The sequence below is a fragment of the Phenylobacterium sp. SCN 70-31 genome, from assembly GCF_001724605.1.
Taxonomy (GTDB): domain Bacteria; phylum Pseudomonadota; class Alphaproteobacteria; order Caulobacterales; family Caulobacteraceae; genus Phenylobacterium.
Window position 1 is genome coordinate 45,556 of sequence record NZ_MEEX01000005.1, and the last position, 14,127, is coordinate 59,682.

Consider the following 14,127-nt stretch of genomic DNA (forward strand, 5'->3'; position numbering starts at 1 on the left):
GCGAACATGTGGCAGACGATCGAGGTCGATATCGGCTCCGAGCGCGTCCGAGGCCGCTACCGGCTGGAGGGCCGTCGACTGGTGCTGGAATGGCGCGGCGGGCGCAACTTCGCCTGGTGCGGGCAGGTCAAGCCGGAGATCGTCGCGGCCAGGACCCTGCGCCGCCTGACCTCGGCACGGCCGCTGGCGGCCTGACCCATACGGCCAGGACCGCCCGGTCCTAAGCCGCCAGACAGTTCTCGAAGCCGGCGCGCAGGGCGTCTTCGTCCAGGTTTCGGCCGATGAACACCAGGCGTGAATACCGCTTGTCGCCGTCGCGCCACGGCGCCTGGAAGTCGCCCTCCAGGATCATGTGAACGGCCTGGAAGACCAGGCGGCGGTCCTCGCCCTTGACGTCCAGGATGCCCTTGGCGCGCAGGATGTCCGGGCCCTGCGTCTGCAGCACATTGTTGAGCCAGGCGGTGATGCGATTGCCGTCCACCTGCCGGTCGGCGGTCAGCGACACCGAGCGGATGCCGCTCTCGGCCACGTGATCGTGGATATGGTCGTGGTCGTGGTCGTGGTGGCCGTGACTGTGTTCGTGGTGATCGTGGCCGTGGTGGTGATCGTGATGATCGTGGTCGCAGTGCTCGTCGTGCACGTGGCCCGCCTCGCCGTGCGGCGGGTTCAGGAAGTCGGGCTGAAGTTCGGTCACCCGCGTCAGGTCGAAGGCGTGGCGGCCGAGGATAGTCTCCAGCGGCACGTTCGACCGTTCGGCCCGCCGGATCGGCGCGATGGGGTTCAGGGTGCGGATCGCGCGCTCGACCTCGCCGAGTTCAGCTTCCGAGACGAGGTCGGTCTTGTTCAGGATGATCTGGTCCGCGAAGGCGATCTGCTCGGCCGCCTCCCTGGAATCCTTGAGCCGCAGCGGAAGGTGCTTGGCGTCGACCACGGTGGTTACGCTGTCCAGTTCGGTCCTGGCGCGAACGTCGTCGTCCACGAAGAAGGTCTGGGCCACGGGACCGGGATCGGCCAGGCCGGTGGTCTCGACGATGATCGCGTCGAACTTGCCCTTGCGCTTCATCAGGCCGGAGAGGACGCGGATCAGGTCGCCACGGACGGTGCAACAGACGCATCCGTTGTTCATCTCGAAGACCTCTTCGTCGGCGCCGACGATCAGGTCGTTGTCGATCCCGACCTCGCCGAACTCGTTGACGATCACGGCGTATTTCTTGCCGTGGTCCTCGGAGAGAATGCGGTTCAGAAGCGTCGTCTTGCCGGCCCCGAGATAGCCGGTCAGCACGGTGACAGGGGTCTTGGTGGCCAGCGCCGGGGTGGAGGGGGTCTCGCTCATGCGCCGACATGTAGTCGTCCGCGAGCAGCTTATGAAGGCAGGACTTATGGCCGGACGCGTCCTGGGCTAGTGTTATCCAATCTGAATGTTATAATATAACATAATGTCCGCCGCCGAGCCCCCTCCCGCCGATCTCCGCCCGCTGGACACGTTCCGCGACGACCGCACCTATCAGGGGCGCACCTACCTGGGCGCGGACCATCGGCGCAACGAGCGCCGCACCTGGCTCGTGACCGGCATCTGCGCCGCCACGCTGGCGGGACTGGTGGCCGGCGGACTGATCACCCAGTCCATGGCCCTGACGGCGGCGGGCCTGCACATGGGCGCACATGTCGCCGCGCTGCTGGTGGCGGCGGCGGCCTACGTCCTGGCGCGGCGCCACGCGGACAACCCGGCCTTCAGCTTCGGAACCGGAAAGCTGGGCTATCTCGCCGGCTTCGCGAACGGAGTCGTCCTGGCCGTGACGGCGGTGCTGATCGGCGCCGAAAGCCTGGACCGGCTGGGCAATCCGCACGAAGTCCACTTCCATGGCGCCCTGCCCTTCGCCGTCGGCGGCCTCGCCCTGACCACGCTCTGCATGCTGCTGCTGCGGCCGACGGGCGAAGCGGCGGCCCGAAACGACCCGCAGGGCGATCTCAATCTCTCGGCCGTCCACCTTCACCTGACCGCGGATGTCGCGGTCGGCGTCCTGGCGGTGGCGGCGATCTTCGCCGGCCGCATGGGGTTCGCCGCCGCCGATCCTCTGGCCGGGCTGCTGGCGGCAGGCCTGGTGGCGCATTTCGCCTGGACACTGCTGCGCCGGGCGGGGGCCGCGCTTCTGGATATCAACCCTTCGCCCGAACTGACGGCCGAGGTGCGGCGACGCCTGTCGGGGGAGGGGGAACAGGTGATCGACCTGCATCTGTGGCGCCTGGGGCCCGGCCACCACGCGGTGATCGCGGTGATCGCGGCCGATCCCCCGCAGGCCGTGGAGACCTACCGCGCGCGCCTCGACGGCCTCGCCGGCGTCTCGCATGTGACCCTGGAAGTCCGCGGGCCGGGCGGCGATCATCACCACGGCCACGCCCACTGACGCTCTGCGCCGCCCCTCCGGGACCCCGCTCAGAGAGCGACGTTCAGGGGCGCTGGATGCCCTTGACCACTGTCAGCCGGATCGGTTCGCCCTCCAGGCTTTTGGACGCCCAGACGGCGCCCACGCCCCCATCGGCCGGAAAGCTGGTGCAGTAGTTGAACGGAATGGGGATGGGCTTGGCCTGCTTCAGGCAGACGCGTTGTCCGTCCCGCTGGGTCCAGTGGCCCGATGACCACTTTCCGCGGCGACCAAAGGCCTCCCATGTGCCGTCGGCGTTGAACCAGAGCCACTGGTAGCGCCCGTCCGGGTACAGCGCTTTCACGGTGTTGCCGAACGCCGCGGCGACGCCCCTGGGCGGCTCCGCGGCCCACAACGGCGTTCCGGCGAATACGGCGGCCATAAGGGAGAGGCTGAGAGTCGTTCGGATCATGGACCTGTGGAATACGCGGCGGGACTTTCGGGTGAGACCCGTCCGTGACGGATCTCACCTGAACCGCAGATGACAGGCTTCGGCGATCGATCTCAACCCCTGGCCTCGACCTCGCGGGGTCAACCCCAGTACGGGCCGACGCCGTAGGGCGAGTAGTAGCCGTAGATGGAATCCCGGGCGCTGAGGTCGTTCCAGCCGCTCAGTTCGCTCTCGTCGATGGTCGGCGCCTTCTCGAGCGCGTCCTTGGCCACGGGAATGACATAGGCCCGCTTGTCGGGGTCGTAGGTCAGCAGGCGCCAGGGCACCGGATGGTACTTGGCGCCGATTCCGAACAGGCCGCCGAACGACAGGATGGCGTAAGCGACCTCGCCCGACACCTTCTCGATCGCGACGTCCTCGATCTTGCCCAGCTTCTCGCCGTCGGGGCTGACGACATCCGTGCCGTTGACGCGGTCGGCAGGGATCAGAGGGCGGATGGGTTCGGTCATGGCGAATCTCCCTGGATGGGTCGTTTCGTGGATTGGCTCGGGGAGAGAACGGGTGAACCCGCCGTCGGTTCAGCGCACGACCACCACGGGACGCGCTTCCAGCGCCGCGCGGCCCACGCCGTCCACCTCGTACAGCGCTTCGAGGGGACGAGCGGACGCGACGCCCAGCATTCCGGCCGTGCGGGGATCGGACACCAGCTCCGCCGCCTGGGCCACGCCGATGTCGCGGGCGCCGGCGACGATCAGGAAGCGGTTGCCCGCGGCGCCGGTGAAGGCCGCCAGATATCCGTAGTCGCGGTTGGGCCGGTCGCCCTGGGCCTTGCCGGCGCCCGACACATAGGTCTCGCCCGTCTCGCGATCGACGAGCTCGTCGTAGGTGGAGCCCACGGCGAAGCGCGAGCGCTCGAACACCGGCTGTTGCAGGACGCGCAGGCCCGAGAGGTAACCGACATAGACGATGTCGGACGTCTTCAGCATGTCCGGCGTCAGATGCGAGGCGGTCACGACCCGCACCCGGTCGGCGCGGCCGGCCGCGTGCCGGACCAGAGGCATGATCTCGCGCAGGGCGACGGTGGCGCCTATGGGCGTGTAGTAGGTGTCCAGGTCGATGTAGCGGGTCTGGAACGCCGGGTTGTCCCGGAGCCAGGCGTCGAGGTCGGCCGGGCTGTTGACCTCGAACGCGCGGATCATCCGCCGGGGTTCGGCGCCGCCTTCGGTGTCGCCGAAGATGTAGTAGTCGCCCACGACGACCAGCACCGGCCGGTCGCGCCCGATCCCCGCCCACAGCGGCGAGGCGGCGGCGAGCGCGAGTGGCCGGGCCGGCGCCGTGCTCCGGGCGAACCACGCCCAGGCCGCCACGTTTCCCGCCAGAACCACGGCGCCGGCGGCCAGCGCCGGGATCAGCCAGGACGGAAGGCGCCGGGGAGCCGGAGCGGCGGATGGCGGGACGGAAAGATCGCCTCCCCCGACCGTCACAAGGTCCAGCCGATACTCTCCCACCGGGATGATCAGCCGATGAGGCTGGCCGGCGCCGGAGCCGTCGTAGAACGCCTCGAGTTTGCGCCTGAGGCGGTGAATGTAGACGCGAACCGACGCATCGCCCGACAGCTCGGGCGTCCGGCCGAAGACGTCGACGGCGACATCGGCCTCGCGCAGCGGACGTCCGCGATTGGCGGGATCGGCCAGGTAGTCGAACAGGCGCTCCAGGCCGTGGCTTCGGCCCAGCACGCGGGCCCTTCGGATCTCGGCGACCTGTTCGGCGATGGCGTCGGCAGCGTCCAAGGCATACCCGGCATTCGAGCGAGAGAGTGTCTGTAACCCCGTGTAACGCCGCTGGAAACCGTAAAGTACGCGCGTACGGACAACAGCCCCTCTAGCGATTTCACAAAAGACTGGCGCGGCGCTTGGCCTGCCACATATGTTATATTATAACATCTACGGGGGCGACATCGATGACCGGCAGAAACTCCGTCGCGGCGTTCGCACTGGGCGGCGCGCTGGCCGTGGCGGGCGGTGCCCCGGCGGGCGCAGCAGACACGACGGTGGATGAGCTGCGGGTCACCGCCCGGCTGGACGAGACCTTGCCTCAGGAGCTGGCTCGCTATGGCGGCGATCTCGAGGTCGTGACGGCCGAGATCGTGCGTCGCAACGCCTATGTCGACGTCTCCCAGGCGCTCCAGATGCAGGCGCCCGGCCTGTTCCTCTCGCCGCGCAACGGGCCGTTCTCCTACGCCGACATCTCGTTGCAGGGTTCGCGCACCGGCGATGTGCTGTGGCTGGTGGATGGGGTGCGGATCAACAACCGCCTCTACACCGCGACCAGCCCGGCCGACACCCTGCCGGCCAGCATGGTCGAGCGCATCGAGGTGCTGAAGGGCGGCCAGAGCCTGTTCTACGGGACCCAGGCGGCGGCGGGCGCCATCAACATCGTCACCCGACCCTATGCGGACGAGCTGAGCGGCGCGCTGACCGTGGGCGGCCACACGAACAGCGGCGTCCACGCCGACGCCCTGGTCCGCGGACCGGCGGGGCCGGCGCGGTTCGTGGCCTGGGTCTCGAAGGATGAAGCCAAAGGGTACCGCGCCTTCGACGTGTTCCAGCCCAGCGCCACGGCGCGCAAGCGCGGCTACGACGTGGTCAGCTTCGGCGGCAAGCTGGGCCTGGACCTGTCCGAGACCCTGGCCCTCAACCTCTACTACCAGCACACCGACGCCCACCTGGACTACCCCAATCCGCGGCTGACGCGGCTGTCGTTCAACGACCGGGACGAGGAGATCGGCAGCATCAGCCTGGACTGGACGGCCAGCGAGCAGGTCCAGCTCTCGGTGAAGGGCTACTATCACGACTGGGACAGCGTCTATTCGACCGTCAACAACGTGCCGGGCAATCCCGCCGCGCCGCCGGTGATCGTCGACGACCTGACCTACTGGGGCTACGAGGACTACGGCGTCGCCGTGCTGGCCAAGCTGAACCTGCACCAGGGCTTCGAGTACCAGCTCGGCTACGACTATCAGAACTTCAACGGCCGCGACGAGGTGCTGCTGATCGCCCAGCAGACTGAGCGGGTGCATGCGTTCGTCGCCCAGGTACGAACCACGGACGACCTCTTCGACTCCGCCCGCTTCGCCCTCGGCGTCCGCCACAACAGGACCAAGGAGAGCGGAAAGACGGTCTGGAGCGTATCCGGCCGATGGGACGCCAACCCGGCGCTGTTCCTGGAGGGCATGGTCGGCACGTCGTTCATCCTGCCCAGCGCCGAGCAGTTGTTCGGGATCGACCCTTGCTGCGCCGTGGGCGACCCGAACCTGAAGGCGGAGCAGAGCCTGAACGCAAATCTGTCCGTCGGCGGCGAGGCTGCGCGGCTCGCCTGGCGGCTCACCGGCTTCGCACGGACGATCGACGACCTGATCGTGGACGACTACAGCCGACCCGGCTTCCCGGACGGGATCTATGTCAACGTGGACCGCAAGGTGCGCTCGCGCGGGGTCGAGGGACAGGCCACGGTGCAGATCGCCGACGGGATCTCGGCCCGCGGCTCGTTCGCGCTGACCCGGACGCGGGCCGAGGGCGCGGGCCGCCAGTTCGACCGCATCCCCAAGGCCCAGGCCAAAGCGACAGTCAGCTATGACTCGCCGGAACATCCCTTCGGCGCCTCGGCCAGCCTGCTGTGGACCGGCGACGTCCACCAGCAGGTCACGGGCTTCGGACGGGTGAACTACGGCGACTACACGGTCGTGGACCTGGCGGCCTATGCCTATGTGGACGGCGACGCGCGCCGCCATCGCCTGACGGCGCGGCTGGAAAACGCCTTCGACGAGGACTACGCCACGCGGGTGAACTCGGCCCTGATCGACCTGTCGACCCAGCGCTTCCTCTTCAAGTTCCGGGGGGCGCCCCGGACCCTGCACGTGAGCTACGCCTATTCCTTCTGACGTCCCATCGGCTGGGGAGGGCCTGCGCCCGACGCGCGCGGCCTGGGCGCCGAAGTGGCTGGTCCTGACCCACCGATGGGTCGGGATCGTCATGGGCCTGCTGATGCTGGTCTGGTTCCTGAGCGGCGTCGTGATGCTGTTCGTGCGCTGGCCCGAGGTGACGGCGCAGGAACGGGCCGCCGGCCTGCCACCGATCGCCTGGAGCGCGTGTTGCGCTCTGGGGGAAGCGCAACCGGCGCAGGAGATCCGCCACGCCACGGTCGAGGATCTGGCCGGCCGCCCCGTACTGCGGTTCGACGGCCGGATGCTGGACCTCTCGACCGGCGCCCCCATCGACCGGGTGACGGCGAACGAGGCGGCGGCGGTCGCCAGGGCGTACGCCGCCGCGCACGGGATCGCGGGGTCGCCCGGCGCGGCCGTGGCGGTGGAGCGCGACCAGTGGACGGTGACGGGGTACTTCAACAGGCAACGGCCGTTCCATCGCTTCCGCTTCGACGACCCGCGCGCGAGCGACGTCTACGTCTCGGCCCGCACAGGCGCCGTGGCCCAGGTGACCGACCGGCCGACGCGCATCCTCAACTGGCTGGGGCCGATCCCGCACTGGCTCTATCCCGAGATTCTGCGCGCCAACACGCCGCTATGGTCCCAGGTGGTGATCTGGACCTCGATCGTGGGGACGTTTCTCACCGCGACGGGTCTCTACCTGGGCCTGCTCGCCTGGCGTCGCCCTTCGCGAGGAAGAGGGGAGCGGCCGCTCACGCCCTATCGCGGCTGGATGGCCTGGCACCATCTGACGGGCCTGGCGGCCGGCCTGCTGACCCTGACCTGGGTGGCCAGCGGCCTCGTTTCGATGAATCCCTGGGGCTTCCTGGAGAGCCGCCCCGACGACCGGGCCGAAGCGCTCACAGGAAGCTTCACCCTCGGCGAACTGGGCCAGGCGATCTCCGCGGCGCGGGACGCCGACATCCCGGCGCGGCAGGTCGAGACGGCGGCGCTCGCCGGCCGTCTCCATCTGATGGCGGACGGCGTGCGGCTGGACGCGCAGGCGCGACGCGCGCCCCTGTCCGCGCCCGAACTGGCCGCCGTCGTCGCCCGGATGGGCCCCGCGGCGTCGACCGGACTCATGACCCGGGAGGACACCTACCATTTCGGCCACCACGACCCGGTGACCCTGCCCGTCCATCGCGTGATCCTCGAGGACGGCGTACGGTTCTACCTGGACCCGGCCTCGGGACAGGTGATCCGCCGGATCGACGGGGCGCGGCGGGGCTATCGCTGGCTGTTCGAGGCGCCCCACCGCCTGGACTTCATCCGCGGGTTCGACCGTGGACCGGCCTGGGCGACGGCCATGGTGGTCCTGTTGATCGGCGCGGCGGCCGGCGTAGCCACCGGCGTCTGGCTGGGCTGGCGCCGGCTCCAGGCGGACGTGGGACGAACGCTGCGACGGTGAGGCGAAGTGCGGCCCCCGGTCCTCCGATCGCCCAAACCGAAGCTCAGATAGACAAAACCCCCGGCGCGGGACGCGCCGGGGGTTCGTTCAGGAAGGATCCAGGCCTTACTTCGGCGCCGGCGGCGTCGCCGGGGCGTCCTTGGCCGCGTCGCGGATGGCGTCGGCCTTGGTGTCCGCGGCGTCCTTGACGGCGTCGGCCTGCTTGTCGAGGGCGTCGGCCGTGGCCGGCATGCCGGCCTGATTGGCGGCGTCAGCCTGGTTTTCCAGCTGGGTGGCCGTCACGTCGGCCTGCGCCTCGACGGCGTCGGCCTTGGCGTCGGCGGTCTTTTCGGCAGGCGAACCGCACGCGGCCAGGCTGAGGGCGCCGAGGGCGGCCGTAGCCGCGATGATCATACGCATGTCCGTCTCTCCAGAATGAGGTGGCTGGACGAAAACACACGAACCCGTGATCGGTTCACGCGAGCCCGCGGATTTTTCCGCCGGCTCCGCCGCCTCACGTCTTCACGAACGGCTGGCTCAGCGTGGGCTGGCCCGTGATCGCCAGGAGCGCGTTGGCCACGGCAGGCCCGATGACCGGCGTTCCAGGTTCGCCTACGCCCGACGGCGGATTGGCCGACGGCAGAATATAGGTCTCCACCGTCGGCGCTTCGGAATGACGCAGCACGCGGTAGGCATCGAAATTACCCTGGTCCACCACCCCATCGGTCAGCGTGATCTCACCGAACAGCGCGCCCGAGAGGCCATAGCAGGTCCCGCCCTCCATCTGGGCCGCCACCTGATCGGGGGCGATGGCGACACCGCAGTCGATGGCCGTGACGACGCGACCGACCTTGGGAACGCCGCCCTCGAGCTTCACCTCGGCCACCTGCGCCACCACCGATCCGAAACACTCGTGGACCGCCACGCCACGGGTCCAGCCGGCCGGCGCCGGCGTGGTCCAGCCGGCCTTCTCGGCGGCGAGATCCAGCACGGCCAGATGCCGGTTGGCCCCAGCCTTCCGATAGAGGGCGCGGCGGTAGTCGATCGGGTCCCGGCCTGCCCGCCGGGCGAGCTGGTCGATGGTGTGCTCCATCACATAGGCGGTGTGGGTGGCGCCCACCGAGCGCCACCAAAGCACGGGCACGCCGACGTCGGGGGTGAGAAGCTGGGCGTCCACCACGGGCGTGGCCTTGAGGTACGGGGAATCGACGACACCTTCGACGGCCGTCATGTCCACGTCGCCGCCCACCGGCGCGCCCGGCGGCGCGTCCTTCAGGATCGACTGGGTGACGATGCGGTGACGCCAGGTGGCCGGGAAGCCCTCGGCGTCGACGGTCACGCGAACCGTATGATGCACGAGCGGCCGGAAATAGCCGGCGCGCATGTCGTCCTCGCGGGTCCAGACCAGCTTCACCGGACGCCGCTTCATCTTCTTGGCGATCTGGACGCACTCGACCACATAGTCCGACCCGAAGGTCGTGCGTCGGCCGAACGAGCCGCCGGCGAACAGCGTCTCGATCTCGATGGATCCCGGCAGGGCGGGCGTCACCATGGCTACGTTGATCTGATCCAGCGTCGGCGCCTGGGAGCCGAAGACCAGACGCGTGGGCCCGTCGCCCACCGTGGCCACGCAGTTCATCGGCTCCATGGCGGCGTGCGCCAGGTAGGGGAAATCGTAGGCCAGTTCGAGCGCGGCCGTCCCGCCGCCGGCCTGGGATATCTGGGAGGCCTGGCCGGCCTCCCCGCGTGTGACGAACGGCGCCCACTTCGCCTTGTCGGGCGCGGCGCGCTTGCCCAAAGCGTAGTCGTGGAACTCGCTCAGGATCCGGTCCGAACCGCGCGTCTCGGCCTTGGTGTCGTCCCACTCCACCTCGAGCGCGTCGCGGCCCAGTCTCGCCGCCCAGGTGTTTTCGGCCACCACGGCGACGCCGCTCGGGATCTGGTGGACCGCCACTACGCCGGGGATCTTCTTCGCCCCGGTGGCGTCGAACCTCTTCACCTTCGCGCCGAACTTCGGCGGGTGGGCGACCATCGCCGTCAGCATCTCGGGCAGGCGGACATCCTGGGTGTAGCGGGCCGTGCCGTCGCTCTTGGCGCGGCTGTCCTTGCGGCGCACCCGGTCGCTGCCGATCAGGGTGAAGGTCTTCGCATCCTTCAGGACGGGTTGCGCCGGCGGCGTGACCTTGGCTGCGGCCTCCAGAAGTTCGCCGAAACCGGCCTGCTTGCCCGACGGGTGCGACAGTACGCCGTCCTTCACCACCACCTCGGCGGCGGGGACGCCCCAGGCAGAAGCCGCCGCCTGGACGAACATGGCCCGCGCCGCCGCGCCCGCCGCGCGCATCTTCGGCCAGGAATCCGAGATGGCCGACGATCCGCCCGTGCCCTGGGTTCCGCCCATCAGGGCGTTGCCATACAGCTTGGCGTTGGCGGGCGCCTGTTCGACCTTCACCTTCGTCCAGTCGGCGTCCAGCTCCTCGGCGACGATGGCCGCGAGGCCCGCGTGATTGCCCTGGCCGAACTCGATGTGCTTCGACACCACCGTGACCACGCCGTCGGGGGCGATCTTGATGAACGCTCCGAAAGCGCCGGGCTCGACCTTGGAGCCGGCCGACAGCATGTCGGGCAGCGAGCAGCCCACCAGAAGGGATCCCCCGGCCAGCGTGGCGCCGACGACCAGCACCTCGCGTCGCGAAGGAGGCGGACGCACCATCCGGTTCATGCCGCGTCTCCTCCGATCGCCGTTCTGGGAATCGCCGTCGCCGGGGCCGTCGCGGCCGCCTTGATCGCGGCATGAATGCGCTGGTAGGCGCCGCAGCGGCAGATATGGCCGTCCATGGCCGCGGAGATCGCCGCATCGTCGGGCCGCGGGTCGTTGTTGAGCAGGCCCAGCGCGCCCATGATCTGGCCAGACTGGCAGTAGCCGCACTGGGGTACGTCCAGGTCCACCCAGGCCTGCTGCAGCGGATGATTTCCGCCGAGCCCCTCGATGGTGGTGATCTTCGCCCCGTTCAGCGCCGAGACCGGCGTGAGGCAGGACCGGATGGGCTGGCCGTCGGCCAGGACCGTACAGGCGCCGCATTGCGCGACACCGCAGCCATATTTCGTACCAGTCAGCCCCAGTTCATCTCGGAGCACCCACAGGAGGGGTGTGTCCGGTGGCGAGTTGACGTTCACCTGCCGTCCGTTCACATCGACCGTCGTCGCCATGAGGCCAAGTCCCTGTTTGCTCGCGCCGATCCTAACGCTGTTCAGACCGCCGCGTAAATCCAGCCTTGGCCGCCCTTGACGCCGCGAGCGTATTGCGTACCGGATTTAGGAAAACAGGAGTTGTCATGCTTCGCGCCGTCGCCGCCGCCCTTGCCCTGGCGGCCACGCCCGCCGTCGCCCAGGACGGCGCTCAGCTCTTCAACATGCAATGCCGCATGTGCCACAACGGCTCGCCGATGGGGCCCTCCCTGGCCGGCGTGGCGGGCGGAGACATCGCGGCGAAGAGCTTCGCCTATTCGCCCGGGCTGAAAGCCAAGGACGGCGTCTGGACCGACGAGAATCTCGACGCCTATCTGAAGGCTCCGACGACCTTCGCGCCCGGGACGAAGATGCTCGTGTCTGTGCCCAACGCCACGCAGCGGGCGGCCATCGTGGCTTATCTGAAGACCCTGAAATAGGCCGATGGACGTATTCCCCGCCTTTTTCCCGCTGGCCGGCCGCAGGGTGGTCGTCGCGGGCGAGGGCGAGGCGGCCGAGGCCAAGGCCCGCCTGTTCGAGGGCTCTCCCGCCGAGGTGTCGCGGCTGAACGGACCCGACGCGCTGGACCCGCGCGCCTACATCGGCGCGACCCTGGCCTTCGTGGCGGCCCGCGACGACAACTGGGCGCTGGCAGCCGCCGACGCGGCGCGCGCGGCCAACGTGCCGGTGAACGTCGTGGACCGTCCCACCCTCTGCGACTTCACGACACCCGCCGTGATCGACCGGGGCGAGGTGGTGGCGGCCATCGGTACGGGCGGCGCCTCGCCCATGCTGGCGACGATGCTGCGCCACGACATCGAGGCGCGTCTGCCCGAGGGGACGGGCCAGGTGGCCGCGCTGTTTCGCAGCCTGCAGGCCGAAATCCGCGACGCGCTGCCCGAGGCCGCCGCCCGTCGTCGCTTCCTGCGCGCCGCCCTCAACGGGCCGCCCGCCGACGCGGCGCGAAACGGCGACATGGAAGCGGCCAAGACACAGCTCCGCGCCGCCCTGTCCGAGGGCGCGGCCACGCAGGGACAGGTTCGCTATCTGGACGCTCGCGGGCCGGCCGATCTCCTGAGTCTTCGCGCCGTCCGCGCCCTGGCGGCGGCCGACGTGCTGGTGGCGGATGCGGACACCCATCCCGATGTGATGGCCCTGGCCCGACGCGACGCCGAGCGACGATCGTCGTGCAGCGCCGCCGAACTGGCCGAGCTCGTCGCCGAGGGACTCTCCGTCGTGCGGCTGGTGACGACGCCGGCGTGGCGCGCCGAACAGACCGCCCTGGACGCCGCCGGCGTGAGCGTCGATGTGCTTCCGGTCGCGTCCCAAAGCCCCACGGCTTGACTTCGGCCGACAGGGCGGATCGCATTCCGTCAGGGTCTCAAGGGAGTTCCGGATGCGCGCGATTTTGGCCGTCGGCGTGACGCTCTCCATCCTGGGAGGCGCCGCAGCCCAGGCGCAGACCCAGACCCAACCCCAGGCGATCGATCCAAAGATCGCCGCGCGGGTCGATCGGGTGCTGGCCAGAACGCCACTGATCGACGGCCACAACGACGTGCCGTGGACCTTGCGGCAGCATGTGGGCGTCCACCCCGAACGGCTCGACTTCGGATCCGACACCTCCGCGATCCGCTCGCCGGGCGGGCCCGGCATGATGACGGACATCCCGCGCCTGCGCGCGGGCAAGGTGGGCGGGCAGTTCTGGTCGGTCTACATCCCCTCCAGCATCGACGGGCCGGCGGCGGTGCAGACCACGCTGGAGCAGATCGACATCGTGAAGGGCCTTTCCGCCCGATATCCCGACGTCTTCGAGATGGCGTATTCCGCCGACGACGTGGTGCGCATCCACAAGTCCGGGAAGATCGCCTCGCTGGTCGGGATCGAAGGCGGCCACCAGATCAACGACAGCCTGCCGGTGCTGCGCCAGATGTACGACGCCGGCGCGCGCTACATGACCCTCACGCACGCGCTCAACACCCGCTGGGCCGACAGCGCCACCGCCAATCCCCAGCACGGCGGACTGACCGCGTTCGGCCGCGCGGTGATCGCCGAGATGAACCGGCTGGGCATGCTGGTCGACCTCAGCCATGTGTCGGAAGACACGATGAAGGATACGCTGGAGATCGCGAAGGCGCCCGTGATCTTCTCGCACTCGGGCGCATCGGCGGTGGCCGAACACGCCCGCAACGTGCCGGACGAGGTGCTGGCGCTGGCGAAGCGGAACCGCGGCGTGGTGATGGTCAACTTCATGCCCACCTATGTCTCGCGCGAGCGGACGGTCTGGGCGGCGAACCGCTCGGCCGAGCTGGCGCGCTACAATTCCCCGCCCTTCGGCGGCCTCTACATCGGCTATCCGGACAAGGCCCGCGCCGCCCTGGCGGAATGGGAGAAGGCCAATCCCCGGCCCCCGGTGACGCTGGCGATGGTGGCCGACCATGTGGAGCACCTGGCCCGGGTGTGCGGCGTCGACTGCGTGGGAATCGGCTCGGATTTCGACGGCATCGGCGACACGCCCGAGGGCCTCGAGGGCGTCGACAAATTCCCCGCCCTGCTCGCCGAGATGGCCCGCCGCGGCTGGAATGACGCCGACCTGGCGAAGCTGGCGGGCGGCAACGTGCTGCGAGCGATGCGTGAGGCCGACGCCGTCGCGAAGCGGCTCCAGGCCGAAACGCCGGCCTCGTACGCGACGATCGCCGAGACCGACGAACCGAAGAAGTAG

General features: G+C 69.5%; 14 protein-coding genes. 7 read left to right on the forward strand and 7 right to left on the reverse strand.

The annotated features are described in order from the left end of the window. Positions 1-6: 6 nt before the first annotated feature. Positions 7-195 (forward strand): hypothetical protein, encoded by a 189-nt coding sequence (locus ABS78_RS04810; protein WP_293375584.1) that lies wholly within the window; start codon positions 7-9, stop codon positions 193-195. Between the two features lie 25 nt (positions 196-220). Here ABS78_RS04810 and ABS78_RS04815 read toward each other — a convergent pair whose 3' ends face one another. Next, on the reverse strand, positions 221-1,333 hold the full coding sequence (locus ABS78_RS04815) for a GTP-binding protein (RefSeq protein WP_293375586.1): 1,113 nt from the start codon (positions 1,331-1,333) through the stop codon (positions 221-223). Positions 1,334-1,436: 103 nt separating this feature from the next. Here ABS78_RS04815 and ABS78_RS04820 point away from each other — a divergent pair, with 103 nt between their 5' ends. Continuing rightward, complete coding sequence (locus ABS78_RS04820; RefSeq protein WP_293375588.1) at positions 1,437-2,405, forward strand: cation diffusion facilitator family transporter; 969 nt, start codon at positions 1,437-1,439, stop codon at positions 2,403-2,405. Between the two features lie 43 nt (positions 2,406-2,448). Here ABS78_RS04820 and ABS78_RS04825 read toward each other — a convergent pair whose 3' ends face one another. The 3 genes from ABS78_RS04825 to ABS78_RS04835 all read right to left on the reverse strand — a co-directional run bounded on the left by ABS78_RS04825 (position 2,449) and on the right by ABS78_RS04835 (position 4,604). Further along, entirely contained in the window at positions 2,449-2,835 is a 387-nt protein-coding gene (locus ABS78_RS04825; protein WP_293375590.1) for a hypothetical protein, read from the reverse strand. 119 nt (positions 2,836-2,954) lie between these two features. Further along, on the reverse strand, positions 2,955-3,323 hold the full coding sequence (locus ABS78_RS04830) for a PRC-barrel domain-containing protein (RefSeq protein ID WP_293375592.1): 369 nt from the start codon (positions 3,321-3,323) through the stop codon (positions 2,955-2,957). A 69-nt stretch (positions 3,324-3,392) separates the two neighbouring features. Beyond that, positions 3,393-4,604, reverse strand: coding sequence for a helix-turn-helix domain-containing protein (locus ABS78_RS04835; protein ID WP_293375594.1), 1,212 nt, complete (start codon positions 4,602-4,604; stop codon positions 3,393-3,395). 170 nt (positions 4,605-4,774) lie between these two features. Here ABS78_RS04835 and ABS78_RS04840 point away from each other — a divergent pair, with 170 nt between their 5' ends. Both ABS78_RS04840 and ABS78_RS04845 read left to right on the forward strand, forming a co-directional pair. Next, on the forward strand, positions 4,775-6,754 hold the full coding sequence (locus ABS78_RS04840) for a TonB-dependent receptor (protein ID WP_293375596.1): 1,980 nt from the start codon (positions 4,775-4,777) through the stop codon (positions 6,752-6,754). Between the two features lie 64 nt (positions 6,755-6,818). Further along, positions 6,819-8,204, forward strand: a complete 1,386-nt coding sequence (locus ABS78_RS04845; RefSeq protein WP_293375792.1) for a PepSY domain-containing protein — start codon at positions 6,819-6,821, stop codon at positions 8,202-8,204. Between the two features lie 105 nt (positions 8,205-8,309). Here ABS78_RS04845 and ABS78_RS04850 read toward each other — a convergent pair whose 3' ends face one another. The 3 genes from ABS78_RS04850 to ABS78_RS04860 form a co-directional block, all read right to left on the reverse strand. Next, complete coding sequence (locus ABS78_RS04850; RefSeq protein ID WP_293375598.1) at positions 8,310-8,603, reverse strand: hypothetical protein; 294 nt, start codon at positions 8,601-8,603, stop codon at positions 8,310-8,312. 94 nt (positions 8,604-8,697) lie between these two features. After that, positions 8,698-10,902, reverse strand: coding sequence for a xanthine dehydrogenase family protein molybdopterin-binding subunit (locus ABS78_RS04855; protein ID WP_293375600.1), 2,205 nt, complete (start codon positions 10,900-10,902; stop codon positions 8,698-8,700). Beyond that, positions 10,899-11,390 carry a (2Fe-2S)-binding protein gene (locus ABS78_RS04860; RefSeq protein ID WP_293375602.1) on the reverse strand — a complete coding sequence of 164 codons (492 nt, stop codon included), beginning with the start codon at positions 11,388-11,390 and terminating at the stop codon, positions 10,899-10,901. Before ABS78_RS04860 ends, ABS78_RS04855 begins: the two co-directional genes overlap by 4 nt. Positions 11,391-11,515: 125 nt before the next feature. On the opposite strand from ABS78_RS04860, the gene ABS78_RS04865 reads away from it, so the two are divergent. Genes ABS78_RS04865 through ABS78_RS04875 form a run of 3 tightly spaced genes read left to right on the forward strand, consistent with a single transcriptional unit; the run spans position 11,516 to position 14,127 of the window. Beyond that, positions 11,516-11,848 (forward strand): c-type cytochrome, encoded by a 333-nt coding sequence (locus tag ABS78_RS04865; RefSeq protein ID WP_293375604.1) that lies wholly within the window; start codon positions 11,516-11,518, stop codon positions 11,846-11,848. Between the two features lie 4 nt (positions 11,849-11,852). After that, on the forward strand, positions 11,853-12,752 hold the full coding sequence (locus tag ABS78_RS04870; RefSeq protein WP_293375606.1) for a bifunctional precorrin-2 dehydrogenase/sirohydrochlorin ferrochelatase: 900 nt from the start codon (positions 11,853-11,855) through the stop codon (positions 12,750-12,752). A gap of 52 nt (positions 12,753-12,804) precedes the next feature. Beyond that, a complete protein-coding gene (locus tag ABS78_RS04875) occupies positions 12,805-14,127 on the forward strand; it encodes a dipeptidase (protein WP_293375608.1) in 1,323 nt (440 codons plus the stop codon).

What these genes read in the sequence shown, in the direction of transcription:
- ABS78_RS04810 (WP_293375584.1), top strand. Translation starts at nt 7, where the DNA reads ATGTGGCAGACGATCGAGGTCGATATCGGCTCCGAGCGCGTCCGAGGC.
- ABS78_RS04815 (WP_293375586.1), bottom strand. Translation starts at nt 1,333, where the DNA reads ATGAGCGAGACCCCCTCCACCCCGGCGCTGGCCACCAAGACCCCTGTC.
- ABS78_RS04820 (WP_293375588.1), top strand. Translation starts at nt 1,437, where the DNA reads ATGTCCGCCGCCGAGCCCCCTCCCGCCGATCTCCGCCCGCTGGACACG.
- ABS78_RS04825 (WP_293375590.1), bottom strand. Translation starts at nt 2,835, where the DNA reads ATGATCCGAACGACTCTCAGCCTCTCCCTTATGGCCGCCGTATTCGCC.
- ABS78_RS04830 (WP_293375592.1), bottom strand. Translation starts at nt 3,323, where the DNA reads ATGACCGAACCCATCCGCCCTCTGATCCCTGCCGACCGCGTCAACGGC.
- ABS78_RS04840 (WP_293375596.1), top strand. Translation starts at nt 4,775, where the DNA reads ATGACCGGCAGAAACTCCGTCGCGGCGTTCGCACTGGGCGGCGCGCTG.
- ABS78_RS04850 (WP_293375598.1), bottom strand. Translation starts at nt 8,603, where the DNA reads ATGCGTATGATCATCGCGGCTACGGCCGCCCTCGGCGCCCTCAGCCTG.
- ABS78_RS04855 (WP_293375600.1), bottom strand. Translation starts at nt 10,902, where the DNA reads ATGAACCGGATGGTGCGTCCGCCTCCTTCGCGACGCGAGGTGCTGGTC.
- ABS78_RS04860 (WP_293375602.1), bottom strand. Translation starts at nt 11,390, where the DNA reads ATGGCGACGACGGTCGATGTGAACGGACGGCAGGTGAACGTCAACTCG.
- ABS78_RS04865 (WP_293375604.1), top strand. Translation starts at nt 11,516, where the DNA reads ATGCTTCGCGCCGTCGCCGCCGCCCTTGCCCTGGCGGCCACGCCCGCC.
- ABS78_RS04870 (WP_293375606.1), top strand. Translation starts at nt 11,853, where the DNA reads ATGGACGTATTCCCCGCCTTTTTCCCGCTGGCCGGCCGCAGGGTGGTC.
- ABS78_RS04875 (WP_293375608.1), top strand. Translation starts at nt 12,805, where the DNA reads ATGCGCGCGATTTTGGCCGTCGGCGTGACGCTCTCCATCCTGGGAGGC.